We start from the raw sequence: 24708 nt of genomic DNA on the forward strand, positions 1-24708 counted from the left end.
TTTAACATTTTAGGAGGATTACAGATGGATAAAGTTTTAGAGTGTAAAGTTATAAAAATAGAGAATGAAAAAATTTTAAAAGATTTTAAGGAAGTTATAGTTAGGGAATATCCATTAACTATAATTTTAAATGGTAAGAAATTAGCAACACTTTTGTGTAGTCCTAAAAAGTTAAAAGAACTAGCTATTGGTTTTTTAAGAACTGAAAGACTTATAAAGGATTTAAAGGATATAAAGACTATAAATCTTGATGAAGATTTAGGAGTCGTTTATGTTGAAACTTTAAACAAAAATTTAAAGAGAGAGAGTTTTTATTCTAAAAAGATAGATTTAAATAGTATAGAGGATTTTGAAGATACATCTCTTGCAGCAAGTAATTTCTTAACTAGCGTAAATTGTGAAAGTGTAAGAAGTGATTTAAAGTTAAATATAAATAAAATATTTGAATTTATGAAAAAAAATCTTGATTATTCTAATGTATTTAAAGAAACTGGAGGAGTGCATTGTGTAGCTCTTTGTGATAGAGAAAATATATTAGTTATAAATGAAGATGTTGCAAGACATAATGCTTTAGATAAGGTAATCGGTGAATCTTTAGAAAAGGAAATATATTTAAAGGATAAGATAGTAATTTTAAGTGGAAGAGTTTCTTTAGAAATGATTTTAAAATGTGCAAAACTTAATATTCCTATAATAATATCTAAGTCAGCTCCAACTAGTTTATCTGTAGCTTTAGCTAAAATGTTAAATATAACTTTAGTAGGATTTGTTCGTGGAAATAAAATGAACATATATTCAGGTGATGAAAGAATTGATTATTAATAAGGGGAAAAGATATGAAAAATAAAGTAAACTCATTTGTTATAGCAGATCATAATAAATGTGTAGGATGCAAATTATGTGAAGTTGCATGTTCGAATGTACACAGTAAAAATGAAGAAGCTAGAAAAACTATAAGTGCAAGAAAAGGTCCAATCATTCCAAGAATATTTGTGACTAAAATAGGAAAAGTAAAGATGCCAATTCAATGTAGACATTGTGAAGACATGCCTTGTGGAAAAGTATGTCCTGTAAATGCTATAAAGAAGGTTGATAATAAGGTGATTTTAGATGAAAGTATATGCATAGGATGTAAAACTTGTGCCGTTGCGTGTCCTTTTGGAGCTATTGAAATGACAACAATAGATAAGGATACCGAAAATGAAAGAACTATTGCGTTAAAATGTGATTTATGTGCAAATTCTGATAGTCCGGCTTGTGTTAAAGTTTGTCCTAAAAAAGCTTTAAGGCTTGTAAATCCTAAAGAAGAGGAAAATAGAAAAAGAGAAGAAGTTGTTAAAACTCTTAGAAACGTTGTACAAGGACTTTAAAATTTAATATAGATCTAGAAAGAAGGAAACTTGGTAATGGAAACAAGTGGAATAATTAATATTGATAAAGAATTGTGTGAAGGGTGTGGCAGATGTAAGGAAATATGTCCTGTTGATGCTATTTATGGAGAAGAGGGAGAAGCTTATACAATAGATCAAGATAAATGTGTTATGTGTGGACAATGCGTTCAAATTTGTAGTGCCTATGATACAGAATTTAATAAAGATATGAAAAAAGGCAGTAAAAGATTTAAAGAGCGTGGGATGATAGACAAGATTACAGAGCCAATATTTGCAGCTTACAATAAGGGAACTATAAGGGAACTTAGAGAAGTTTTGAAAGATCCTAATTTATTTACAGTTGTTCAGTGTGCTCCTGCAATTAGAGTATCACTTGGAGAAGATTTTGGCTTAGATTATGGAACATTAGTTGTTGATAAGATACCAACAGCTCTTAGAAAACTTGGTTTTGATAGAGTTTATGATACTAACTTTGGTGCTGATGTAACTATTATGGAAGAGGGTACAGAACTTATAGAAAGATTAAAAGAACATAAAAATCTTCCAATGTTTACATCATGTTGTCCAGCTTGGGTTAAATTTATAGAACAGGATTATCCAGATCTTTTAAATCATTTATCAAGTTGTAAGTCACCTCAACAAATGGCAGGAGCTTTATTTAAAAGTTATGGGGCAAAAATAAACGATATAGATCCTAAAAAAATATTTAGTGTTGCTATAATGCCTTGTACTTGTAAGCAATATGAAGCCAATAGAGAGGAAATGCAAAATAATGGTTATAAAGATGTTGACTTAGTTGTTACAACAAGACAACTTGCGGTACTTTTAAAAGCAGAAGGAATAGATTTAAAAGATTTAGAACCACAAGGGTTTGATGTTCCACTTGGTGGATATTGTGGTGCAGGAGCAATATTTGGAGTTACAGGTGGAGTAATGGAAGCTGCTATAAGAACAGGATATGAGTTAGCTTCTAAAAAGCCTCTTGATAATTTTGAACTTAAATTTTTAAGAGGTGGAGAAGGAATAAGAGAAGCTAAGGTAGATTTAGGTGGACAAACTCTAAATGTTGCTATGGTAGCTGGTCTTAAAAATGTTAGAAGTGTTTTAGATAGTGTAAGGCAAGGAACATGTAATTATGATTTTGTAGAAGTTATGGCATGTCCAAATGGATGTATAAGTGGAGGAGGACAGCCAAAGCTTGTACTACAATGGAAAAGAGAAGAAGCTTATAGCAAGAGAAGAGCTTCTATATATGCTCATGATAAATCAATGGAATTTAGAAAATCTCATGAAAATCCTAATGTTAAAAAGGTGTATGAGGAATTTTTAGGAAAGCCTTTAGGAGAAAAATCTCACCACTTGTTACATACTAAGTATAAAGATAGAAGCAAAAATTTTAATAAAGGAGAAAAATAATAATGAATAGTTTTGTAATAGCAAATCCTAATAAATGTTTAGGTTGTAGAACTTGTGAAATTGCATGTGTTGATGCTCATACTGAAAAGAATATATTTATAGGTGATAAAGATATAGAAAATTTTAATCCTCGTTTAACAGTTATAAAAATAGCAGGAATAAGTGCTCCAGTCCAATGTAGGCAATGTGAAGATGCAGCTTGTTTAAAGGCATGTCCAAATCGTTCAATAACTATGGAAGATGGATTAGTAAAAATAAATAGAACAACTTGTATTGGTTGTAAAACATGTGTAGTTGCGTGTCCATTTGGAGCAATGACTATGGCTGAAGAGGTTGTTAATAAAAAAGTAAAAATAGTGGCGAATAAATGTGATTTGTGTTTTGGAAGAGATGCAGGTCCAGCGTGTGTTGAAATTTGTCCAACAAAGACATTAACTTTTGTTAAAAGTGAAAGATTTCAAGAATCAGTAACTTCTAAAAGAGAAGAAAGTCTTAAACAATTGATGGATTTAAATTATTAATTATAAGCCACTTAATCTTTTGAGATTAAGTGGTGTTTTAAAATAATTTTAGATTGTTTAACTAAAAAATCATGTGTATAAGATTTAAAATTATGTTACAATTAAAAATAAAGATTAGAAGTGGAGGTGTAAAGATATGTTAGATTCTTATGGAAGAAGCATAAATTATCTTAGAATATCCATAACAGATCTTTGCAATTTGCGATGTAGATATTGTATGACAGATAAAGGTGTTATAAAAAAAGAATTTGAAGAGATTTTAACTTTAGAAGAAATAGAAAAGATAACAAAAGAATTTGTAAAGCTTGGAATTAACAAAATAAGGATAACTGGAGGAGAACCTTTAGTAAGAAAGGGAATATTAAAACTTATAAGGGAAATAGGTTCTTTAAAAGAAGTTAAAGATTTTGCAATGACAACTAATGGAACAATGCTAAAGAAATATGCAAAAGAACTTAAAAATGCAGGACTAAATAGAGTTAATATAAGTTTAGATACATTAGATCCTAAAAAATACAGCCATATAACTCGAGGTGGAGATATAAAGAATGTTTTAGAAGGTATAGAAGAAGCAAAAAAGGTAGGACTTACACCTATAAAACTTAATGTGGTTTTAATAAAAGGATTTAATGAAGATGAAATAGAAGATTTTGTAAATTTAACAAGAGATGAGAATATAGATGTAAGATTTATAGAACTTATGCCAATTGGACAAGTTTGTCAATGGTCATTAAATAGATATTTGTCTAATAATACTGTTTTAGAAAAATGCAGTTATTTAGAAAGAATAGAATCTGCGGATAAATCATCTCCTGCTGTTTATTATAAATTGAAAAATGGTAAAGGAAGAGTAGGGCTTATAAATCCAATATCATGCAAATTCTGCTCAAATTGCAATAGGATGAGACTTACAGCTGATGGGAAAATTAAGGCATGTTTGCATTCTGATGAAGAGATAGATATTATGAAATATTTAAGACAAGATATGGATATATCAGGAATTTTGAAAAATATTATAAAGGACAAGCCAAAAGAACATAATTTAGAAGATGGAAGTTACATAAAACGAAATATGATGGCCATAGGCGGTTAAAAAGGAGAATAATAATGGAAGGTAAAGTTATATCAGTTAACATAAGCGAAACAAAAGGGGTTGTAAAAAATCCAATAGAATCAGGTGAATTTAAAGAAAATCATGGTCTTGTAGGTGATGCTCATAGTGGAAATTGGCATAGACAAGTTAGTCTTTTAGCTTTAGAGAGCATAGAAAAGATGAATAAGGCAGGTGCTAAAGATTTAACTCCAGGAAAATTTGCAGAAAATTTAACAACAGAGGGGATTGTTTTATATGAATTACCTGTGGGCACTAAAGTGCAAATAGGAGAAACACTTCATGAAGTGACACAAATAGGAAAGGAATGTCATAAGGGGTGTGCTATAAAACAATTAGTTGGAGATTGTGTTATGCCAAGAGAAGGTATTTTTACTAAAGTTTTAAAAGGTGGAATTATAAAAGTTGGAGATAAAATTACGGTTCTTTAAAATGTATAGTTTTTTTAGCAGAAGCTTACAATAATCTTAGGAGATTATTGTAAGCTTTATTTGTTTTTATAATAAAATTATAAATTTTTTAATTAAAACTATATATGGAAAAATAAATTTAATAAATATATAATTATTATAATTAAAGAAGATATATGTAAAATAGAATAATTTGTTTTTACTATATAGCTTATAGAGTTAATTTGATTTTAAGAGAGGAAGATAAGTATATGTATAAACTTGTATGTATAGATATGGATGGGACATTATTAAATAAACAACATGAGGTTAGTTTGGAAAATAAGAAAGCTTTAAAAGAAGCTTTAGATAAAGGAGTAAGAATTGCAATATCAACAGGGCGTGTTTATCCAACTATTGAGATATATTCTAAGCTTTTAGGAATAAATGTTGATGTAATTTGTTCTAATGGTGCCTACATAAAAGAGAGAGATAGTGGAGATGTAGTTTTTCAGTCTACATTGAGTGAAAAATTATTTAATAAAATTTATGAATTAATAAAGAAGTATAATTTTTTAGCGTATTTTGATACTCTTGAAGGAATAATATCAGAAACTAAAATTCCTAGTAATGATAGCTATAGACTTATGAATAGTTGGGTTAATGAAGAGAAAATAAAACTTTATGAAGTTTCTGATTTTAGAGAAGCTTTTAAAGATAAAAAGCACAGTATATTAAAAGTTATTTTAATACAAACACTAACAAGCAAGAGTTTTGAAGAGGCTAAAGATGATTTAATTGAAATTTCATGTACAGGAGATATAGTTCATTCTTGGAATGGAGCATTAGAGATTATGGAAAAAGGAACTACTAAAGGAAATGCTGTGCAAATGTTAGCTAAAAAACTTAATATAAAAAAAGAAGAGATAATGTGTATTGGAGATAGTGGAAATGATTTATCTATGTTAAATGAGGCAGGACTTGCGGTTGTTATGGGAAATGCTGAAGATGATATAAAAAAATATGCTGATTTTATAACTGATAGTAATGAAAATAGTGGTGTTGCAATGGCTATAAATAAGTTTATCTTAAATAAATAAGAGTTTTAAAATTGCATACACATTACTTTTTAAATATAGTGTAATGTTGTATAATAAATTCTGAGGTATTCCTTATACATAAAAATGAATGAAGTTAATTTGTTTTATATATGATGAAAAATGTCGATAGAAAAATAAAACATATAATCAAAAATATGGTAATATTATCATAAGATAAATTATTTTTATGTATAAGGAGGAAATATGGAAAATTTAATAGGGAACATAATAGGTTCGTTTATAAAACAAGGAGTAATAGGTTGGATTATTATTTTTATTATATTAATATTGGCTATTTTATCGTATAAATTTAGCAACATTTCTAAGAATAGTTATGAAAATTTATTAGATAGTTTTAATAATGCCTTGGAAATAGAAAAGAGTATAGGTGAACACAAAAACCTGACGTTAAAAGTATTTAAACAAGATATATTAAAAAACATAGATGAGGAATTTAAAAAAAGTGCACAATTAGGAACAGATAATATAAATACAGAAGCTATTATTCAAAAAAATTTAGATAGAGAGATTTTAGGTAAAGAAGCTTTAGCAATGGTAATTCCAACATCTTGTATAGCTTTAGGACTTATAGGAACATTTCTAGGGCTTACAACTGCTATAATGAGTACGACAAAAGCTCTTTCTCTGGGAACTCAAAGCATGGTTGATTTTGCTAAAAATATGGAAGCACCTTTATCTAGTATGTCTAGTGCTTTTTGGACAAGCATTTTTGGCGTGTTATCTTCTCTGGTATTAAATTTAGCTAATGTAAAAATGAAGGGCTCTAAAGAAAAATTCTATGATGTTTTTGAAAGTTATTTAGACAATAAGGTTTTTGCACTTTATGCTAAAAATTTTAATAGCGAGTTTTGTGAATTTAATAAAATTATAAGAGAATCTATGATTTCATTAACAGATGAGATGAAAAATCTTTTTAAATATGGTGTAGATGAATTAGTTAAAGGAATAAATAAGAATAATTTAGATTTAACCAAAACTGTTGAAGGTCTTTCAAATTATACCAAGGATTTAGATAGACTTACAAATAGTTTAAACATATCGATAGAAAATTTTAAAAATCCTGTAGATGTGTTTAAAACATCAATTTATGAGTTTATATCTATAAGTGATGATTTGATGTATAGAAATAAAGAAAATATAGGTAAATTTTGTGATAAATTAGAACGTATAGATAATAATTTATCATATTTATACCAAGGTATTGATTTAAATAGTGAAGAACTTAAAAATGTATCTGCTTTATTGAAAAATCAAGATAAGATATTAGAGTGTAGCTATGACAGGTTAATAGACGTAACAGATAGTTTAAAGAATATATATGAAGGTAATAAAAATGATTTACATCTTCAAATACAAAATCTAAATTCAAGTTATATTACATTTAAGGAAGGAATGAATGATTTTACATCTAGTTTAGATATCATACAAAAAGAAATTTCAAATGGAATTTCTAAAAGTTTTAAAATAGGAATGGACAATGTAGCTGATAATATAGTTAAAAAGCTAGATAAATCGTTAATAGATTTAAAAAAATCTACAGAACAATTAAATACTAATAGCTTGATTGTAGGTCAGTTAGTTAAGGCTACTAATGAATGGGTTGCTTTAACTAAGGAAAGTGCAATAGGAGTTCAATAATTTAAGGGGGATATTTTTCTATGAAAGTTAGAAGTAGAATAAATAGAAGATATGAAGAAATACCATCTTATTGGCCTTCTTTTGTTGATATAATGACAACTGTTGCGCTTGTATTTTTCTTTATTATGATTATAGCAATTGGTGTATCTAGTATATTTGTTGATAATATAGCTGCCAAAAGAGAGTTACTTTATGATAAGATAGAGATGAAACTTAATAAAAATAATGTTGATGAAAGTATAATAAATTTTAATAGAGAAAAAGGGAAAATAGAAATAAATACAGAGACTTTTTTTGATAGTGGTGTGTCAATGTTGAAAGAAGATGGAATAGAAATGGCTAGTATTTTAAGTGAAATATTTTATGAGCTTTTATTAGAAGAAGATATAGCAAATGAAATACAATATATAGAAATAGTTGGTCATACTGATTTTGCAGGTAGCACAATAACAGGTAGAACATTATCAACTAATAGGGCTGTGGCTTTTTTAAATGAAATAGTAAAAGAAGATAGTATTTTAGAGAATAAATTTGGAGCAAAATTTAAGGCATCTGGTATGTCTGAATTTGAAAATTATAGTACAAAGGAAGAAAGAGATAGGGGATTAGATGAATATGATGTAGAGGCAACTAAAAATGATAGAAGAATTGAGGTTAGGATGGTATTTAAGAATACCGATTTGGAAGAGGCTTTAATAGAAAGAGCTAATAATAAAAGTGATGAATAGGTGTGACATTTATGCAAGAAATAATCCATGAGTTATTTACCGAAGAAGAGTTAAAGATATTTGATGAAGAGAGGATAAATTTAAATCTTAAGAAAATTATAGGAGATCTTGAGAATAGAAAAATAAATTTCTATTCTCTTGGAAATGATCAGCTTTATAGAGAGATATTGCCTAGATATTTTAAGTGGCAAGGATATGGATATTTAAGTAGTAGTAGTCTACATATATTAAAAGATTATATGTTAAAAGATAGAGATTTAGCGGATATAAATTTAGCGATTCTTCTTTTAGATACAGGAATAATTGATAAAATTCCAGTATCTGAAAAAAATCCTTTAGATACAGATAACGTTATAAAGTATAAAAGAAGTAAGGGACTTAAAGAAAAAATAACTATAAGTTATGATGTATTAGATAGATTTCCCTTTTATATAAAAGAAGTCCAATGTGGTCATAAAAATATAATAAGTATTCAAGTTGATAACGAGGGAAGCAAGAAAAAAGTAACGTTAGATATAGATATACCAGCTAATGACCATGTGACTTATAATTTTACTGAAAGTTTAATAATATATACAGATTTTGAAATTAAAACGATAGATTTTTCTATTGTTTGTGACACTACATTGCCTAGTAATGTTACAAAATCCATAGATGATTTTGATAGTTTTTTAAAGCTTGTAAAAATAAATAGAAAATCTGCAAGAAGTATTTTTAGTAATGAAGATGGATTTAAGGCATTTTTAGAGCAAAGTGGTGATATAGAACAAATTTTAAATTATGAAGATTGTAAGCAAATAAGCAAGGAAATAGAAACGTATCCTTTTTCACTTTTTTGTGATATAAATGAGATAAACAAGGACTTACTATTTAAAGAAACTTTTAATTCTAAGAAAATATTAGCTTTGCAACCTGATAATATTGAAGAGAAAAATATAGCTAAAGAGGAAGCTAATAAAGAGAAAGTTGTGCAGGAGATAGTTGTATCAAATAAAACTAAGGTAAAAGAAAAAAATGAAGATTTAAGCGTACAACAATCTAGTAATTCTAACATGGAAAAAAATAGAGATTCTAGTGCCAATAAAGAACAAAATGTAAAAAAAGATATTATTAAAAATGATTTTATTAAAGAAAAAAATATAGAAGAGATTAAAGAGGAATTATCTGTTAATAAAAAAAGTAAAGAAGAGGACTCTTTGATAAAAGATAAATGTGTGTCAAAAGAGGATAAAGAAGAATCTTTAAATGAAACATCAAATCAAATGGATATTCAAAAAGAAGATAGTAGAACTATTTCTTTAGAATACACAGGAAAAGTAGAAAGTGTTAAAGAAAATAAAATAAAATATAGTAAAGAATTATTAGATAAATCTAAGAATAAAAAAGAAGAAAAAAGCAATATTGTGGATTATAATCAAATAAAAAAGAAAAAAGAAGAAAAAAAATTAGTTGATTTTAATGATAAGTCTGAGTCTTTGGAAAATACAAAAGAAAAAGAAAATGACTTAAATAAAGAAAATATTAAAAATCAAGTTAAAATAAAAAAAGCGGATGATAAACATTTAGAAAATGAAGGTTTAGAAGAGTTTAAGATAAAGGAGCTTCAAAGGGATAGTAAATATAGGATAACAAGGAAAGAGGAGAAAGATGAAAATAAAAAAGATATGAATATTATATGGAAAATAAAACAAATGTTAAAAGGCTTTAAAAGAAGCTAGGAGGTGACTAGAAGTTTTGGAAATTATTAGACTTCTTCAGAAGATACATGAAAACTTAGAATACAAGGATATTTTTTCAGACGATTATATAAATCTTAAGGAACGAAGTATTAAAAAATTAAAAATAGGAGAGCCTTTAGTAAGCTTTGATCAAAGGGGACGATATGAAGAAGATAATAGATGGTTTGCAATGGTAAATACGCTTATAGAAAATAACACATGTCTTCCTTTAGAGGCATATCTTTTAATAGCTATAGAACTTAGATATGAATATTTAAGTGATATAAAGAGAAAATTTACTGTTAAAAAAAGAATTTATACTTATATTGAAAATCTTATTTTTGATGATATTCATTATAATATGGATGGGGGTACTTTAAGTAGTATAATAGATTCTTTAGAAAAAGAATATATTCATGAAAATAAATTAAAGCTTATAAAACTTAAGTTTGACAATTTAGATAAGATTTATATAGACAAAGAAAAAACTTTATTTAAAAATGGAATAATAGGTTTTATTTTTGAAAAAACATCTAAAATAGAAATTAGTAATTATTACTTTAATTTAGATAACTATTATTTTATTCCAAGAGATAATGGATTAATATTAGACATTAAAAATTTAAAGGTTTTAAGGCAATTTTATAAGGATAAGCTTTTAGATTTTAAAGGTACAGCTTATGATTATTTAAATAACTATATAATAAAAGATGGAGAATTTAGTATCTATAATAAATATCTAAGAATATTATCTTATATAATTGTAGATGAAATAGCTAAGGGAAAACTTACGGCTGTAAATGAGAAAATAATTAAGATATTATCTAAGTCTGATAAATTATATAATGCTGAGGAAATGAAAGAAGTATATTCTTTTATAAAAAATACAAATTTAGATAGGTTGCTTAAGGAATTTAAGGAAAAACCAAATAAAACAATGTTTAATAAAGCATTAGGCAAAATACAAACTAGTGATGATTTGTATAGTTTTGTAAAATCAGCCCCTAAATTTATGGACGAACCCATAGATATTGAAACTTATATAGATATTGTGAAAATGTGTGCAAGTAGGCAAGAGTTTAATTTAAAAATTGCAATGCTTTGTGAGGAGATAATAAAAAAGAATCCAATAATTTAGATGATATTTTAACATATTTAAAAAAGATGTATGAAAATAATATATTTACGAGAAATTCAAAACAAATTTTAGAATATATAAAACTTACTACAAAAGATGATGTTAGAGTTAATTATATGCTATTATCCTTAAAATCTGATGAAGGAAATTTTGATTTAGAATTTATGGATGATTTTTTAAAACTTTATAGTTTATCAGAGGATAAAAGTGATTTTGATAATATAATAAATAAAATAGTTAATAAATGTGAATATATATCTAAAAAGGAGCTTGTAGATATAATATATGATTTTTATTTAAGAAATAATGATATAAATTCTTTGAAAATATTAGTGAGAAATATTAATAATAAAGGTTTAGAGAGAATAAAAGAAATCTTTAAAAAAGAGGATGTATTAAAACTTTTTGAGTTTTACAATAGAAAGATAACGATAGATGAATATATAGAAGGATTAGATCTTTTTGAAAATTATAAAGATGATTTAGAAATAATTCCTTTTGGAGTTAGTATTTTAGAGAAGCTATATAATAAAGCGAATGCTAATGTTTTAAAGCAAATAAACAGAAAATATTTTAATATTATTAAAGAACTATCAAATAAAAGTATTATAATACTATCAAATTATATAGATATAATTTTGCAAAATCTTCTTGATGGAAAGAATTTAAATGATGATGAATTAGAACTTTTAGATAAGGCAACATTAAAAAATGGTATATTGAGTGACTTTAATCAAAGGCTTAAGATATTAAAATCTCTTATGACATATTATAGTGAATCAGATTATACTAAATTTAAGGTTTTAACTTCTAGATATATTAAGGATTTTAGTTTCGAAGATGAGAATAAAGTTTTTGTGGAATTTATTAAATTAAGTAAAGGCATACTAAAATCAATAGAACAAATAATGTTTCACGAGGATTATAATGATGAAAACACACAAGTTCTTTTTGATATATTAACTGAAAAAATATTAAAAGAAAATTATACAGATCTTTTACTAGACTTGATAAATTATTATACAAATCTAAATATCTATAAGGAAAAATTAAGTCTTTTGATAGAGTATGTAAATAGAGAAGAAACAATAGCTGAAAATGTATATAATGAAACTATATTTAAAATATTTGATAAATTAGATGATGTATATAAAGAGGAGCTTTATAAAGAGTTAGTAAAAAGATACGATTTACCTCTTATGTTTAGAGAGGAGAATTTTGATTTATCACCTAGTGAACAGAATGAAAATTATTTGATAGAAGGATTTTTAGATAAAAGAATTCAAACAACATTTACAAAAGAATTAAGTGCAGAGAAATACTATGAAGATGATGAAACATTCTTATATGTAATAAACTTAGGAAATAGTAATAAGCATACTGTAAATTTAGTTTATAATAAAGTTAAAGAGAACTTTTTAGAGAACAAAGAGTATTGTTTAAAACTTATAGATTCAGAAAAAGCTAATGATATAAGATTATTATATATAAAAGAATGTTTAGAACTTTATTTTGATACTAAATACTCAACAGATGATAGACAAATATTAGGCGAATATCGAGTAAAATCTTTTAGAGAAGGTACTATATGTAGATTAGGTAAACTTATAAATATATTTAATGTAAAAGATATGGTAGATGCTGTTATATTTAAAAATTATGATGTTGGCAATGTTTTTCTAAGATATTTTTATGATATGGAAATAGATTTTAGAGAAATAGATAGAAATTGTTATGTGTTAAATCAACAAAGTAATGTTACAAATTTTTTAGAGGGAGATCTTAGGAATTTACTTTTAGAATTTAGAAAATTTACTACATTTTTAGATAGTTTATTGAATATGAATGTAGGTTTAGAAGGATATGATGAAGAATATCTTATATTAAATGAAGGTGTAATTCTTCCTAAAAACTTTGAAAATATAAAATATGTAGATAATACAGAAAATCAGAAAATTGATATAACTAATAAAATAAAGATACTTATAAAATCATTTATAGACAAAAGAAGTGTATCTAAAGATGAAGAAGATTCTATACAAAGGGTAAAAAACTTAACAAATAAAGAAATATTTGAAAATGAATTAATTGATAACTTAGGGAAATTAAGTCAAAGTTTAAATAATGTAGTTGAGGATTTATCAAAAGAATTAAAAGAGATAAGTTTAAGAAGAATGCTTTTAAATTTTCATGATTTGCCTAAAGAAAAGCAAGCAGAGGTTATAGAAGAGGTTATAGAGAGCAAAAACACAATGGTTCTTGCTAAAGCTAGACTTTTAGCGTGGACAGAAGGAGTCTATAATAAGCAAGGGTATTTAAACTATATGTTAGAATGTTTTAATCACTCAAGAAGTGCTTTAGTTCGTGGAGATTTTAGAAAAATGTATGAAGAAGTTTTAAATCTCTTAAAAGAGAGAAATATGTTGCATCTTTATGTTGATAACTATGCTATAGAAGAGATGTTTATAAATGCTGTTTGGCTTACTGGTATGAGTAAGTATGAGATAATAAATGATTTGGAAAAATTAAATTTCTTTAATAAAGAAGATTTGGATAGAGTTAAGAATTCCATAGAAAGATATAATAGCTAATAAAAATAAATCGTATTAAATAATTTAATACGATTTATTTTTATTAATTATTTAAATTCTCTATGAAGAATTTCTCCTTTTTGTGGATTGTTGAAATCATCAATAGAATTAATACCTAGTGATTCAAGTATTTTTTCGGTCGTATCGCTATGAAGAGGCATCTTTATAGCAGAATCAAAAGCACAATTATCTACAAAGACTTTACCTTGGTTTGCTGGAATTAAAGCTTTAGGACCTCCAACACATCCTCCAACACAACCCATACCTTCTAAAAAGTTTGCATCCAATTTACCTTCTAAAGCATCTTGCAGAATTTTTTTACAATCTTTAATTCCGTGAACTTGGGCAGTTTTTAAAAATTTAAATTTTTTTGGATATACTTCTTCAATAACATCTGAAATAGCCTTGGAAACACCACCAGTTCGTGCATAGAGCCTACCACCTCTAGATACATAATCTTTAGATGGAATTCCATTTAAATTTTCTGGATGAATGTCTAAAGATTTAAATATTGTATTTAATTCTTCAAAAGTTAGTACGAAATCGACATCACCTATCAAGTCTTTTTCTTTAGCTTCAGCTTTTTTAGCAATGCATGGACCAATAAAAACGATTTTTGCATCCTTATTGATATTTTTTATTATTCTAGCAGCTGCTATCATAGGAGAAACAGATGGAGATAAATCTTTAACTAAATCATGATAAACTTTCTTTAGCATTCCAACCCATATAGGACAACAACATGATGTTATCATTAAGTCATGTTTAGGATCATTTACATGCTTATTAAATTCAAAAGCTTCTTTTATAGTTAAAATATCAGCTGCAAAAGCAACTTCAACCATATCTGTAAAACCGATTTTTATAAAGGCCTCTCTTAACATATCTAATGTTACAGTAGGACCAAATTGCCCGATAATTGCAGGAGCTACGCATGCAACAACAGTTTTATTGTTTTTTAAAAGATCAATAATTGGAAGTATTTCAACTTTATCAAGATATTTACCATCTTTACAAGCATCAATACATTTTCCGCAACTTTCACAAAGTGAGTCATTAATTTTTGTTATTTTTTCATTATTATCATAAAAAATTGCATCAAAAGGGCAACAAATTTGACATTGAAATTTACCATTTTTGTCAGTTAAACAATCATCAGAGCATTTACTTTTTAGTTTTTCTACAATTTTTTTATTGGCTGTATATCTTGTTATAGCTTTTTTTAAGTTGTACTTATAATTATTATCAAATGGCACCGTAACACCACAAAGAGATGTTATTATCTCGAAAGTTTCTTGTGGAGATTTTTCATGACAAGTTATAAGATTATCTAAAGTTTTATCAAAAGTATCATTATAATAAGCCTTTATTAGGGTATTTAATAAATCGCTATATTTACTATTCATAATTTAATCCTCTCATATTTTTAATCTTATTTTTAATATGCAACAAAACAATAATTATTATACTGTTTTTTTAATTATAGGAAATTTATTATGTTAATATTTTTAAATAAAAGAAATTAATAGAAATAACTATAAAAAATAAATTACTCTAGATAATATATCTAGAGTAATTTATTTTATTCATGTTCTATAGTATAGTTTTTCTTAACAACAAAGAAAGCTATAATTAAAGCTATTAAAGTAAAGATACCTGCAATAAAGAATGATGTATTCATACCATGAATTGTTGCATTTATAGGGTTTTTAATACCACTATGACTTGCAGAGAATGTCATAACAGCAACTAAAACAGCTGTTCCTATTGATGATATTATTTGTCTTAAAGTATTACTCACTGCAGCACCATGAGAGTACATACTTTTCTTTAATACATTTAAACTCATAGTTGTAAGCGGCATCATAAACATACCTATACCAAATAATCTTAAAGTGTACATTATAGTTACAAAGTATAATGGTGTAGTTGAAGTTAAAGTTGCAAGAGCAAATGTTCCAGCTGTTGTACAGATTAAACCAATTAGTGTTAATCCTCTACCACCATATTTATCAAATAATTTACCTGTGATAGGACTCATTATAGCAATTATTATAGCACCAGGCATAAGAGTAAGCCCTGAATCAAAAGCAGAATATCCTCTAGCTTCTTGAATATATAAAGGTAAGATAGTTTCACTAGCTATAAATCCTATAAACACAATAAGAACTATTATAGTTGTTAAAGTAAATGTCTTATTTTTTAATACTGATAAATTTAAAAATGGCACATCTGCTTTTAATTGTTTTATAGTGAAGTATATAAGTGCTATAGCTCCTATTAATAAAGGCACATAAACTTGCATATTAGTAATGCTATAAGTTCCAATATTACCAAATCCATATAAAAGACCACCAAATCCAATAGCGGATGTTATAGCTGATATTATATCAAGTTTAGCCTTTTGAGCACCTTTAACATTTTCAAGAATAAAAATTGCAAGTATTAAGTCTAGAATAGCTATTGGTAAAGATAAAAAGAAAATATCTCTCCATGCATAGTGAGCTACTATCCAACCTGCTAATGTTGGCCCTATAGCTGGGGCAAATGAAATTACTATTCCTAAAATACCCATAGCAGAACCTCTCTCTTCAGGTTCAAATACATATAAAAGAACAACTTGTGTAAGTGGCATCATAATTCCTGCACCAATTGCTTGAATTACCCTAGCTAATAAAAGCATATTGAAGTTTATAGAAAAGGCTCCTACTATAGTTCCTATAGTAAAGCAACCCATTGCTATAAAGAAAAGCTGTCTAGTTGAAAACCTATCTATTAAAAATGCTGTCATAGGTATCATTATTCCAGATACTAGCATAAAGGATGTCGTTAGCCATTGTCCTTTATCTGCACTTATATGTAAGTCACGCATTATTGTTGCTAGTGCTGTAGTTAATGCTGTTTCGTTTAAAAAGGCTATTATTGATCCTAGTAAAAGAATTGATATTACAACCCATCTATTTCTTTTAAGTTGTATACTCATTGAATTTCCTTCCATTAAAAATTCCTCCTATTTAATTTTGTCCAAATTATTTGTAAAATATTTATTTCAGAGCTTAAAAGTTCAACATTTCCTAAATAAAGAAAAAGAGCATTAATTAAAAAATTTCTAGAATTTTCTTTTTTATTAAATTCTTTATCTAAAAGTTCTAAGCTATTTAAAATATCTTCTTTATTATCTAAATCGTGAAGATGGATTATATTTTTTGATTTTAAAATAAAATTATTCCATTTATCAAATAATATATTTTCATCTCTTTTAAATTTATTGTTGGTTGATAAAAATTTCAAGCAATTTTCTTTGATAATAGGTTTTTCATTAATATGAAATTCATATATAGAAATTATAACATTTACTATAAATATACTAAGTTCATTAAAGTCATCAATTATTAATTTATCAAACATTGATGCTGTAAAAAACTCTCTAAGAATTCCATTTAAGACACACGTTAAATCTAAAATAATCGGGTTAACGCTATCACCAAAATATTCATAGATAGAATTTTTAAGCCAACCATAAAATAATTTTTTACCATTATCAAAAGCATCTTCAACTATAGTATTTTTAAAAGATTTATCACTTTCTATTAAGCTCATTGCAAAATCTTTTTTATTGATAAAAGAAGTAAATAAAAGAAATACTTTTTTTTCAAATTTTTCTTTAGCATTTAAAGAATTATTCGAATTTATTTCATTTAATATATTTATTGTTTCTTCATGCAAATACTTAATAATATAAGCTAAAAGTTCTTCTTTTGATTTAAAAAACTTATAAATAGTTGCTTTAGATATATTACAATAGCTTGCTATATCTTGCATAGATGTTTCATTATATCCATTTAATGAAAATAGATGAAGTGAAGCATCTAAAATATGTTTTTTCTTTTCACTAAATGCTACCATATGTAAATCTCCTTAGTAATTAACAAAACTTATAAGTTTTAAAGAAAACTCATTAGTTTTATTAATTTAATTATATTGCTTATAAATTTAGAAGTCAATGTAAAGAAAAGTAAAAATTATTTTTAAAGAATATTAATTTTTAATTATATTTTAGAAAAATTGGGATTAAATTAATTTTAATAGATATTAAAATATGATATTCTAAATTTAAAATATATAAAAATTATTAATAGTAAAATATAAGTAATGAAAATAACTTATTAATATGAACTCTAAATTGAAAGGATGTGATTATTTGTTAGAAACTATAAAGAGAGATTGGTTTTCTAATATAAGAGTTGATTTACTGTCAAGTTTTGTGGTAGGGCTTTCAATGATACCAGAAACAGCAGGATTTGCAATTATGGTAGGTTTAAGTCCAATGGTAGCTTTTTATACAACATTTTGTATGTCAATAGTATTAGCTTTTTGTGGTGCTAGAAAAGCTATGATATCAGCCGCAGCAGGTTCCATGGCATTAGTTTTGGTTGTAGTTGCTAAGAAATATGGAGTCGAATATATAGGTTTAGTGACTATAGCTACAGGAATCATACAAATATTATTTGGTATTTTTAAAATAGGAAATCTTTTAAGATTTGTACCAAAATCAGTAATGTATGGTTTTGTAAATTCTTTAGGAATAATGCTTTTTGTAGATCAGCTTCATTTTTTTAAAGGTCAATCATATATAATGTACATATTGGTTTTAATAGGACTTGCAGTCATATATCTTTTCCCTTTAATAACCAAAAAAATACCTCAAAATTTAATGGCTATAATTGTTGTTACGTTTATAGTTGTTATATTCCATATAAATGTTCCTAATTTAGGGACATTAGGTAATATAAGTGCTACTTTACCTTCTTTTATCATTCCTAAAATTTCTATAAATTTTAAGACATTATCAATAGTTATACCTTACGCTTTTTCTTTAGCTATTGTAGGGAGTGTGGAAAGTTTACTTACAGCTCAATCTCTTGATGAAATAATTGGAGATAAAAGCAATAAAAATAAGGAAGCTATGGCACAGGGAATTGGAAATGTGGTTACAGGATTTTTTAGTGGAATGGCAGGATGTGCGCTTATAGGACAATCGACTATAAATAGTAAATCTGGTGCAAAAACAAGGCTTTCAACTCTTTTTGCTGGAGTAAGTCTTATGATTTTGGTATCAGTATTTAGTAGTTATGTATCTAAAATACCGATAGCTGCATTGGTTTCAGTTATGATAATGATATCTATAACAACATTTAGTATAGAATCAGTAAAAAAAATACATAAAACACCTATTATAGATACCATTGTTATGATAATTACAGTGATAACAGTTCTTATAACTCAAAATTTAGCTATTGGAGTAATTTTAGGTGTAATAATAAATGCACTAGTTTTTGTGTATAGGGTAGCTAAGATAGATATAGAAAAAATAGAAAATGAAAAGGAAGTTTTATATAAAATATCTGGATATCTTTTTTTTGCTACATCTAAAAAGTTTTTAGATTCTTTTGATGAGGATGATTTACAAAAATCAATAGTTTTAGATATTACCAAATTAAAGCTTATGGATAATGTAGCTAAAGAAACTATGTATGAAATAAAAAATAAATTTAAAAATATAATAATTAAAGAAGAACAAAATTAAAATAGCAATATATATTATAGGTAGATATATATTAAACAATAATGTTATTTTCATAAAGTATAATAAATTATTGTTTGATAAAATTGATGTTTGATGTTAAAATAATGTAGGTGAAGTGGAAAGTAATTCCCACCTTACAGCAAAATAAGCTAGTTAAGGTAATTATATTGGAGGAAACTACTAAGCTTCGACTTAAATTAAGATATGATGCTTAATTTAAGGTGATTTATTATAACTATTATAACTTTGGAGGTGGAAAGTATAAAAAAAGAATTTATAATCAACGAAAAGATAAGAGAAAAAGAAGTTAGAGTTATTGCTAATGATGGAAGTCAATTAGGAATAATGGCAACAAGAGAGGCTCAAAAAATAGCAGATGAGAATGAACTAGATTTAGTTATGATATCTCCAACTGCTAAACCACCAGTTTGTAAAATTATGAACTTAGGTAAATATATATACGAGCAATCTAAAAAAGAAAAAGAAGCTAAGAAAAATCAAAAAGTAACTGTGTTAAAAGAAATAAGATGCAGTCTTACTATTGAGGAAAATGATATTGCAATTAAAGCTAAAAACGCTAGAAAGTTCCTATTAGATGGAGATAAGGTTAAAATAACTGTAAGATTTAAAGGTAGAGAAGCACAATTAGGTCATATGGGATTAAAAATACTTGAAAATTTTGTTTCAAAACTAGAGGATGTTTGTGTGGTTGAAAAACCTGCAAAACAAGAAGGTAGAAACATGTACATGATAATAGGTCCTAAAAAGGCGTAACTTGAGAGGAGAATTTTATAATGCCAAAAATGAAAACTCATAGAGGTGCAGCAAAAAGATTTAAGAAAACTGGTTCAGGAAAGCTTAAAAGAGCTAAAGCTTTTAAAAGCCATATATTAACTAAAAAGAGCCAAAAAAGAAAAAGAAACTTAAGAAAAGCTGGATATGTTTCAGTTACTCAAGAAAAAACTATGAAAAAATTATTACCATATCTATAATATAAACCTAGGAGGAGAATTGAAACATGGCAAGAGTTAAAAGAGCTGTAAACAGTCGTAAAAATCATAAAAAAGTATTAAAACTTGCAAAAGGATATTACGGAGGAAAGAGTAAGTTATTTAAAACTGCTAATGAATCAGTAATAAGAGCATTAAGAAATGCTTATGTTGGAAGAAGATTAAAGAAAAGAGATTATAGAAGACTTTGGATAGCAAGAATAAATGCTGCTACAAGAATGAACGGTCTTTCATATTCAAAATTCATGCATGGCTTAAAATTAGCAGGTGTTGATGTTAATAGAAAAATGTTATCAGAAATAGCTATACATGATGCGAAAGCTTTTACTGATTTAGTGGAAATAGCTAAATCAAAATTAGCTTAATAATATAAACATATAAATCATGAGTTTTAGGCTCATGATTTTTTATTTTTAAATATAATAAATGAGTTTAAATAAATATTATAAATAAATTCAAGTTGTTTTAGCATAAAATATTTCAAAATAAGATTAAAAACGTTAACATTTTAATAGATTTACTGAAAAATAAGCAATAAAAGAATAATTATATAAATTTTATTAATATAGATTGACAAAATTTAATAAAGATATATAATAAATGTGTAACACCCCCTATGGGAGGGGTGGTTGATTAAAACAAAAGATAAAGTATTAGGAGGAATTTTTTATGACTAGTATGACTCATTATATGATTATGATGTCTAAATGGGAGCCATGGGGAGTAATATTATTCATGGCTATACCAATAATTTTTGCAGAAACTCTTACAATTACAGAACTTTTAGTAATTTTTAACAAGATTGAAAAATCACGTGTAAGAACGGTAAATAAAATTACAGGTATTTTAGGTGGCTTTTATTTTTCTGTAATATCTATCTATGTTTTTTGCACAATAGTGCTGCCTGTTGCACAAACCGGAACATGGCATGGTTGGGTGGATATAGTTGCAATGATATCATATGTTGGAGGAATAGTGTTCCTTCTTCCTGTTGCATTAATGGAAATTAAAGCAATATGTAGACATAAGACATTTGAACAAAAATTAAAAATACGTTTTTACCTTCTTTCTGGGTATTTAATTGTATCTCATCTTGCTATGATATTTGGTATGATAAGTCCAAAGGTTGCATAAAATTTATATAAATAAAGTTTAAATTATTGTACATAAAAGTTAAAAAATCATGACATTTTTTAGGTTTTAATTAATTAGACATAAAAAAAGACAAGCATTTATTACCTGTCTTTTTTTTTATATATTAAATTTTATTAAGTTGATTTAAAATTATTATTTTACCATTAACTAGGATATGAAACTATATGAACTGTAACGTTTTGTCTACCAAAGTTTATACATTCAGAATTACTATTCATATATAAATCAATTTTATTACCTTTAATAGCTCCACCAGTATCGGCAGCTATAGCATATCCGTATCCTTCAATATAAAGCTTAGTTCCAAGAGGTATAACATTTGGATCTACGGCAACAGTACTTACCCCGTTAGAATTTCTTGTTGGCCAAACGCCAGTTGCAGTTTTACTACCAGTTTCACAATAAGCTGTGGCGTTCATTGTTAGTGTTTTTAAATAACTTTGGTTACTAGTTGTACTAGTAGTGCTAGTAGTTGTAGTAGTTATTGTATTTAAATTACCATTAGAATTATTAGCTGAAGTTATATAATCTTTACTAACATATCCAATTGAGCCGTTATAGTTAATTTTATACCAATTTCCATTCTCACCTATGATAGTTACTTCTTGGTTGTTTGAAAGCTTTCCAATAACACTATAAGATTTTCCTGCTCCGCTTCTAACATTTAGATAAGTATTAACATCGTAAACCTTACCTGCAGAATAAGAACTAGTAGAAGTTTGTGAGTTTGGTAGAGTAGCTGCAAAAGATGGTATTGTATTACCTGCACATACACCCGTAATTAAACTTATAGCTATCATTGTTTTTATCAAATTCTTCTTAATCATAAATAATGGCAAATAATAAATTAAAAGTCACATAAAAATATAAACTTCAAATTTATTTTAATATAAAAATATTAATTTATTTGCCTAAATCTCCCTCCTTTATTAGTTAATATGTTATTAAAATGCAACATATATAACTTTTAAAAAATTTATATATTTAAATTAATATATAGTTAATACAAATTTAAGAACTAATTTTTAAATAAAGATAATAAAAATATTTAACATCTTTATTTATTCGTCCTTGTAGGCAATATGTTACAATAAATAAATTTAATTGTAAAGGTGTAAAACTGTTAACAACAAGTAAATAAGGATGAAATAAAATCCTTAAAATTGAATAAAATATAAAAAGTTGAATATAAAAATGTATTTTTATTCAAAAATATAGAAAATAATGTATAAAAAATAAAAATAAAATATATAAAAAATAAAATTAGTAAATCACCTTATATAGCCGAATAATTAAAATTTATAAATTATTTTTTCATACTTTATATAACTTTTTATATAAAAAATATAAAATTTGTATAAATATAACTATTTATTAACAAAAAATTAATATATTTATGATTAAAAATAAGTGTAATTTAGCAAAATAACATTTTATTTTATTAAAGATAATCCAGATATTTTTTTGATATTTATGTCATATCACTATTTTTATAAAACAATTACATGTAAAAATTATACTATTTATCGTTTAAGTATAGTAAATCTTGAAAATAAATATATGTTGATAATTAACACTTTAATACTTTTATAATTAAAAAGATAATAACTTGTTTAATCAAGTTATTATCTTTTTAATTAACTCTTTTTTTATTAGTAATTAATATGTTTTTCATGAAAAATATAATATAATATATTAGAAAAGTAGATTTAAAAGTTGTAGCGCTCTATAAATTTTTAGGATTTTAAACAAAGGATTAAGGAGAAGGATATGGAACAAGATCAAGGTCTTAAAAAAACTATGGGACTTTTTACAGCTCTATCAATTGTGGTTGGAATTGTTATAGGTGGAGGAGTATTTTTTAAACCAGAGGCAATATATACTGCAACAAATGGAGCTCCAGGTCTTGGAATAGTGGCTTGGATTATAGGTGGAATAATAACATTATCTGCTGGGCTTACTGTAGCTGAAGCAGCAGCTTCTATAACTGAAACTGGTGGCATGATGATATACATAAGAGAAATGTGGGGAGAAAAGCTTTCATTTTTAACTGGATGGATGCAAGTTGTTTTATATTATCCAGGCACTGTAGCGGCATTAGCTGTAATGTTTTCAGAACAGTTTTGTCAGATGATAGGTGATAATAGTTTAAGAGCTGTTATAGCTGTTATGATGATAGCAATTGTAACTATTTTGAACTTACTAGATGCTAAATTTGGAAGTTTAGTTCAAAGCATTTCAACAGCTTGTAAAGTAGTACCCATAGTTATATTAATAGTTTTTGGACTTATAAAAGGGACAGGAACAAATCCGATATTATCGCCAATGCTTGGAAATGGTGTTAGTTTTGGTGTAGCTTTTGGTCAGGTACTTATAGCGACTTTATTTGTTTATGATGGTTGGATAAATATTGGATCAATAGCTGGAGAACTTAAAAATCCCGGAAAAGATTTACCAAAGGCTATAATTGGTGGAATATCAATAGTTATGGCACTTTACATAGCAATAAATCTTGCTTATCTTTGGGTACTTCCAGCAAATGAACTTGCTAAAGTTTCAGTACCAGCAGCTTTAGTTGCGGATAAGATATTTGGTTCTATGGGTGGAGAAATAATAAGTATTGGTATATTAATTGCAGCATTTGGATCTTTAAATGGATATCTTTTAACTGGTCCAAGGGTTGTGTTTGCGTTATCTAAAAAAGGATATTTGCCATTTAGTAAAAGTTTAAAAAAGATAAACCAAGGTGGATCTCCAATAAATGCAATAATATTAACAGCTGTAATTGGTGCTATTTATGCAGCAACTGGTGAGTTTAATTTGATAAGTAATCTAGAGATATTTACGGTATGGATATTTTATGTTTTAACATTTATAGGAATATTTAAATTAAGACTCACAAGACCTAATATGGAAAGACCGTATAAAGTTTTAGGGTATCCAGTAATACCAGCTATAGCGATAGCAGGAGGAATTTTTGTATTAATTAATCAATTATTTATGGCAGGCTTAAATAGCTCCTTAATTGCAATTGGAGGAATTTTAATTACGCTTTTAGGTCTTCCTGTTCATAGATATATGGTTAAAAAAGAAAAAATTAAGAATGAACATAAAAATGTATCTTAAACAATAATAAAAAGGAACTATATCAAAAATTAGATATAGTTCTTTTTTTATTAACGCATAAAAAATAA

Annotated in this window: 21 protein-coding genes and 2 pseudogenes; 18 read left to right on the forward strand and 5 right to left on the reverse strand. The window is 26.3% G+C overall.

Annotation, left to right across the window (positions count from 1 at the left end; translation table 11 throughout):
- Nucleotides 1-24 precede the first annotated feature (24 nt).
- The 12 genes from fdhD (at nucleotide 25) to DR020_RS10205 (ending at nucleotide 13762) form a co-directional block, all read left to right on the forward strand.
- Complete coding sequence (gene fdhD, locus DR020_RS10150) at nucleotides 25-822, forward strand: formate dehydrogenase accessory sulfurtransferase FdhD (protein ID WP_112365868.1); 798 nt, start codon at nucleotides 25-27, stop codon at nucleotides 820-822.
- 14 nt (nucleotides 823-836) lie between these two features.
- A complete protein-coding gene (locus DR020_RS10155; protein ID WP_055256924.1) occupies nucleotides 837-1370 on the forward strand; it encodes a 4Fe-4S dicluster domain-containing protein in 534 nt (177 codons plus the stop codon).
- A 36-nt stretch (nucleotides 1371-1406) separates the two neighbouring features.
- Nucleotides 1407-2807, forward strand: a complete 1401-nt coding sequence (locus tag DR020_RS10160) for a [FeFe] hydrogenase, group A (RefSeq protein WP_112365869.1) — start codon at nucleotides 1407-1409, stop codon at nucleotides 2805-2807.
- A gap of 2 nt (nucleotides 2808-2809) precedes the next feature.
- Nucleotides 2810-3328, forward strand: a complete 519-nt coding sequence (locus DR020_RS10165; RefSeq protein ID WP_112365870.1) for a 4Fe-4S dicluster domain-containing protein — start codon at nucleotides 2810-2812, stop codon at nucleotides 3326-3328.
- 136 nt (nucleotides 3329-3464) lie between these two features.
- Nucleotides 3465-4421, forward strand: coding sequence for a GTP 3',8-cyclase MoaA (gene moaA, locus DR020_RS10170; RefSeq protein ID WP_055256919.1), 957 nt, complete (start codon nucleotides 3465-3467; stop codon nucleotides 4419-4421).
- A 14-nt stretch (nucleotides 4422-4435) separates the two neighbouring features.
- Entirely contained in the window at nucleotides 4436-4870 is a 435-nt protein-coding gene (locus DR020_RS10175) for an MOSC domain-containing protein (protein ID WP_055256917.1), read from the forward strand.
- 230 nt (nucleotides 4871-5100) lie between these two features.
- Entirely contained in the window at nucleotides 5101-5928 is an 828-nt protein-coding gene (locus DR020_RS10180; RefSeq protein ID WP_112365871.1) for a Cof-type HAD-IIB family hydrolase, read from the forward strand.
- A 204-nt stretch (nucleotides 5929-6132) separates the two neighbouring features.
- Entirely contained in the window at nucleotides 6133-7587 is a 1455-nt protein-coding gene (locus DR020_RS10185) for a hypothetical protein (protein ID WP_112365872.1), read from the forward strand.
- Nucleotides 7588-7607: 20 nt separating this feature from the next.
- On the forward strand, nucleotides 7608-8315 hold the full coding sequence (locus DR020_RS10190; protein WP_055256911.1) for an OmpA family protein: 708 nt from the start codon (nucleotides 7608-7610) through the stop codon (nucleotides 8313-8315).
- 11 nt (nucleotides 8316-8326) lie between these two features.
- Entirely contained in the window at nucleotides 8327-10033 is a 1707-nt protein-coding gene (locus DR020_RS10195; RefSeq protein ID WP_112365873.1) for a hypothetical protein, read from the forward strand.
- Between the two features lie 16 nt (nucleotides 10034-10049).
- Nucleotides 10050-11171 carry a hypothetical protein gene (locus DR020_RS10200; RefSeq protein ID WP_112365874.1) on the forward strand — a complete coding sequence of 374 codons (1122 nt, stop codon included), beginning with the start codon at nucleotides 10050-10052 and terminating at the stop codon, nucleotides 11169-11171.
- Nucleotides 11172-11197: 26 nt separating this feature from the next.
- Nucleotides 11198-13762, forward strand: coding sequence for a hypothetical protein (locus DR020_RS10205; protein WP_112365875.1), 2565 nt, complete (start codon nucleotides 11198-11200; stop codon nucleotides 13760-13762).
- Between the two features lie 47 nt (nucleotides 13763-13809).
- Here DR020_RS10205 and DR020_RS10210 read toward each other — a convergent pair whose 3' ends face one another.
- The 3 genes from DR020_RS10210 to DR020_RS10220 form a co-directional block, all read right to left on the reverse strand.
- The gene (locus DR020_RS10210; RefSeq protein ID WP_112365876.1) at nucleotides 13810-15168 is read right to left on the reverse strand and encodes a [Fe-Fe] hydrogenase large subunit C-terminal domain-containing protein; all 1359 of its coding nucleotides are present in this window, start codon (nucleotides 15166-15168) and stop codon (nucleotides 13810-13812) included.
- A gap of 176 nt (nucleotides 15169-15344) precedes the next feature.
- Nucleotides 15345-16760, reverse strand: coding sequence for an MDR family MFS transporter (locus tag DR020_RS10215; protein WP_112365877.1), 1416 nt, complete (start codon nucleotides 16758-16760; stop codon nucleotides 15345-15347).
- Complete coding sequence (locus DR020_RS10220) at nucleotides 16760-17668, reverse strand: TetR/AcrR family transcriptional regulator (RefSeq protein WP_112365878.1); 909 nt, start codon at nucleotides 17666-17668, stop codon at nucleotides 16760-16762. The genes DR020_RS10215 and DR020_RS10220 overlap by 1 nt, the downstream gene beginning before the upstream one ends.
- Before the next feature lie 295 nt (nucleotides 17669-17963).
- On the opposite strand from DR020_RS10220, the gene DR020_RS10225 reads away from it, so the two are divergent.
- The 5 genes from DR020_RS10225 (at nucleotide 17964) to DR020_RS10245 (ending at nucleotide 21493) form a co-directional block, all read left to right on the forward strand.
- Entirely contained in the window at nucleotides 17964-19349 is a 1386-nt protein-coding gene (locus tag DR020_RS10225) for a SulP family inorganic anion transporter (RefSeq protein WP_058992496.1), read from the forward strand.
- A gap of 252 nt (nucleotides 19350-19601) precedes the next feature.
- On the forward strand, nucleotides 19602-20123 hold the full coding sequence (gene infC / locus DR020_RS10230) for a translation initiation factor IF-3 (RefSeq protein ID WP_055256898.1): 522 nt from the start codon (nucleotides 19602-19604) through the stop codon (nucleotides 20121-20123).
- 20 nt (nucleotides 20124-20143) lie between these two features.
- Nucleotides 20144-20341, forward strand: coding sequence for a 50S ribosomal protein L35 (gene rpmI / locus DR020_RS10235; protein WP_055256897.1), 198 nt, complete (start codon nucleotides 20144-20146; stop codon nucleotides 20339-20341).
- Between the two features lie 26 nt (nucleotides 20342-20367).
- Nucleotides 20368-20724 carry a 50S ribosomal protein L20 gene (gene rplT, locus DR020_RS10240; protein ID WP_055256895.1) on the forward strand — a complete coding sequence of 119 codons (357 nt, stop codon included), beginning with the start codon at nucleotides 20368-20370 and terminating at the stop codon, nucleotides 20722-20724.
- Between the two features lie 304 nt (nucleotides 20725-21028).
- On the forward strand, nucleotides 21029-21493 hold the full coding sequence (locus DR020_RS10245; RefSeq protein WP_112365879.1) for a DUF6803 family protein: 465 nt from the start codon (nucleotides 21029-21031) through the stop codon (nucleotides 21491-21493).
- A 164-nt stretch (nucleotides 21494-21657) separates the two neighbouring features.
- Here DR020_RS10245 and DR020_RS12685 read toward each other — a convergent pair.
- Nucleotides 21658-21954, reverse strand: a pseudogene (locus DR020_RS12685) (3D domain-containing protein); the annotation flags it as partial.
- Nucleotides 21955-22047: 93 nt separating this feature from the next.
- Nucleotides 22048-22341, reverse strand: a pseudogene (locus DR020_RS12520) (SH3 domain-containing protein); the annotation flags it as partial.
- Nucleotides 22342-23284: 943 nt separating this feature from the next.
- On the opposite strand from DR020_RS12520, the gene DR020_RS10255 reads away from it, so the two are divergent.
- Nucleotides 23285-24640, forward strand: a complete 1356-nt coding sequence (locus tag DR020_RS10255; protein WP_112365881.1) for an APC family permease — start codon at nucleotides 23285-23287, stop codon at nucleotides 24638-24640.
- Nucleotides 24641-24708 lie beyond the last annotated feature (68 nt).

This window comes from Sarcina ventriculi, assembly GCF_900456775.1.
Taxonomy (GTDB): Bacteria; Bacillota; Clostridia; order Clostridiales; family Clostridiaceae; genus Sarcina; species Sarcina ventriculi.

Bases quoted from the DNA above. Each gene is read 5' to 3' on its own strand.
- fdhD (WP_112365868.1), top strand. From the start codon at position 25: ATGGATAAAGTTTTAGAGTGTAAAGTTATAAAAATAGAGAATGAAAAA.
- DR020_RS10155 (WP_055256924.1), top strand. From the start codon at position 837: ATGAAAAATAAAGTAAACTCATTTGTTATAGCAGATCATAATAAATGT.
- DR020_RS10160 (WP_112365869.1), top strand. From the start codon at position 1,407: ATGGAAACAAGTGGAATAATTAATATTGATAAAGAATTGTGTGAAGGG.
- DR020_RS10165 (WP_112365870.1), top strand. From the start codon at position 2,810: ATGAATAGTTTTGTAATAGCAAATCCTAATAAATGTTTAGGTTGTAGA.
- moaA (WP_055256919.1), top strand. From the start codon at position 3,465: ATGTTAGATTCTTATGGAAGAAGCATAAATTATCTTAGAATATCCATA.
- DR020_RS10175 (WP_055256917.1), top strand. From the start codon at position 4,436: ATGGAAGGTAAAGTTATATCAGTTAACATAAGCGAAACAAAAGGGGTT.
- DR020_RS10180 (WP_112365871.1), top strand. From the start codon at position 5,101: ATGTATAAACTTGTATGTATAGATATGGATGGGACATTATTAAATAAA.
- DR020_RS10185 (WP_112365872.1), top strand. From the start codon at position 6,133: ATGGAAAATTTAATAGGGAACATAATAGGTTCGTTTATAAAACAAGGA.
- DR020_RS10190 (WP_055256911.1), top strand. From the start codon at position 7,608: ATGAAAGTTAGAAGTAGAATAAATAGAAGATATGAAGAAATACCATCT.
- DR020_RS10195 (WP_112365873.1), top strand. From the start codon at position 8,327: ATGCAAGAAATAATCCATGAGTTATTTACCGAAGAAGAGTTAAAGATA.
- DR020_RS10205 (WP_112365875.1), top strand. From the start codon at position 11,198: ATGTATGAAAATAATATATTTACGAGAAATTCAAAACAAATTTTAGAA.
- DR020_RS10210 (WP_112365876.1), bottom strand. From the start codon at position 15,168: ATGAATAGTAAATATAGCGATTTATTAAATACCCTAATAAAGGCTTAT.
- DR020_RS10215 (WP_112365877.1), bottom strand. From the start codon at position 16,760: ATGGAAGGAAATTCAATGAGTATACAACTTAAAAGAAATAGATGGGTT.
- DR020_RS10220 (WP_112365878.1), bottom strand. From the start codon at position 17,668: ATGGTAGCATTTAGTGAAAAGAAAAAACATATTTTAGATGCTTCACTT.
- rpmI (WP_055256897.1), top strand. From the start codon at position 20,144: ATGCCAAAAATGAAAACTCATAGAGGTGCAGCAAAAAGATTTAAGAAA.
- rplT (WP_055256895.1), top strand. From the start codon at position 20,368: ATGGCAAGAGTTAAAAGAGCTGTAAACAGTCGTAAAAATCATAAAAAA.
- DR020_RS10245 (WP_112365879.1), top strand. From the start codon at position 21,029: ATGACTAGTATGACTCATTATATGATTATGATGTCTAAATGGGAGCCA.
- DR020_RS10255 (WP_112365881.1), top strand. From the start codon at position 23,285: ATGGAACAAGATCAAGGTCTTAAAAAAACTATGGGACTTTTTACAGCT.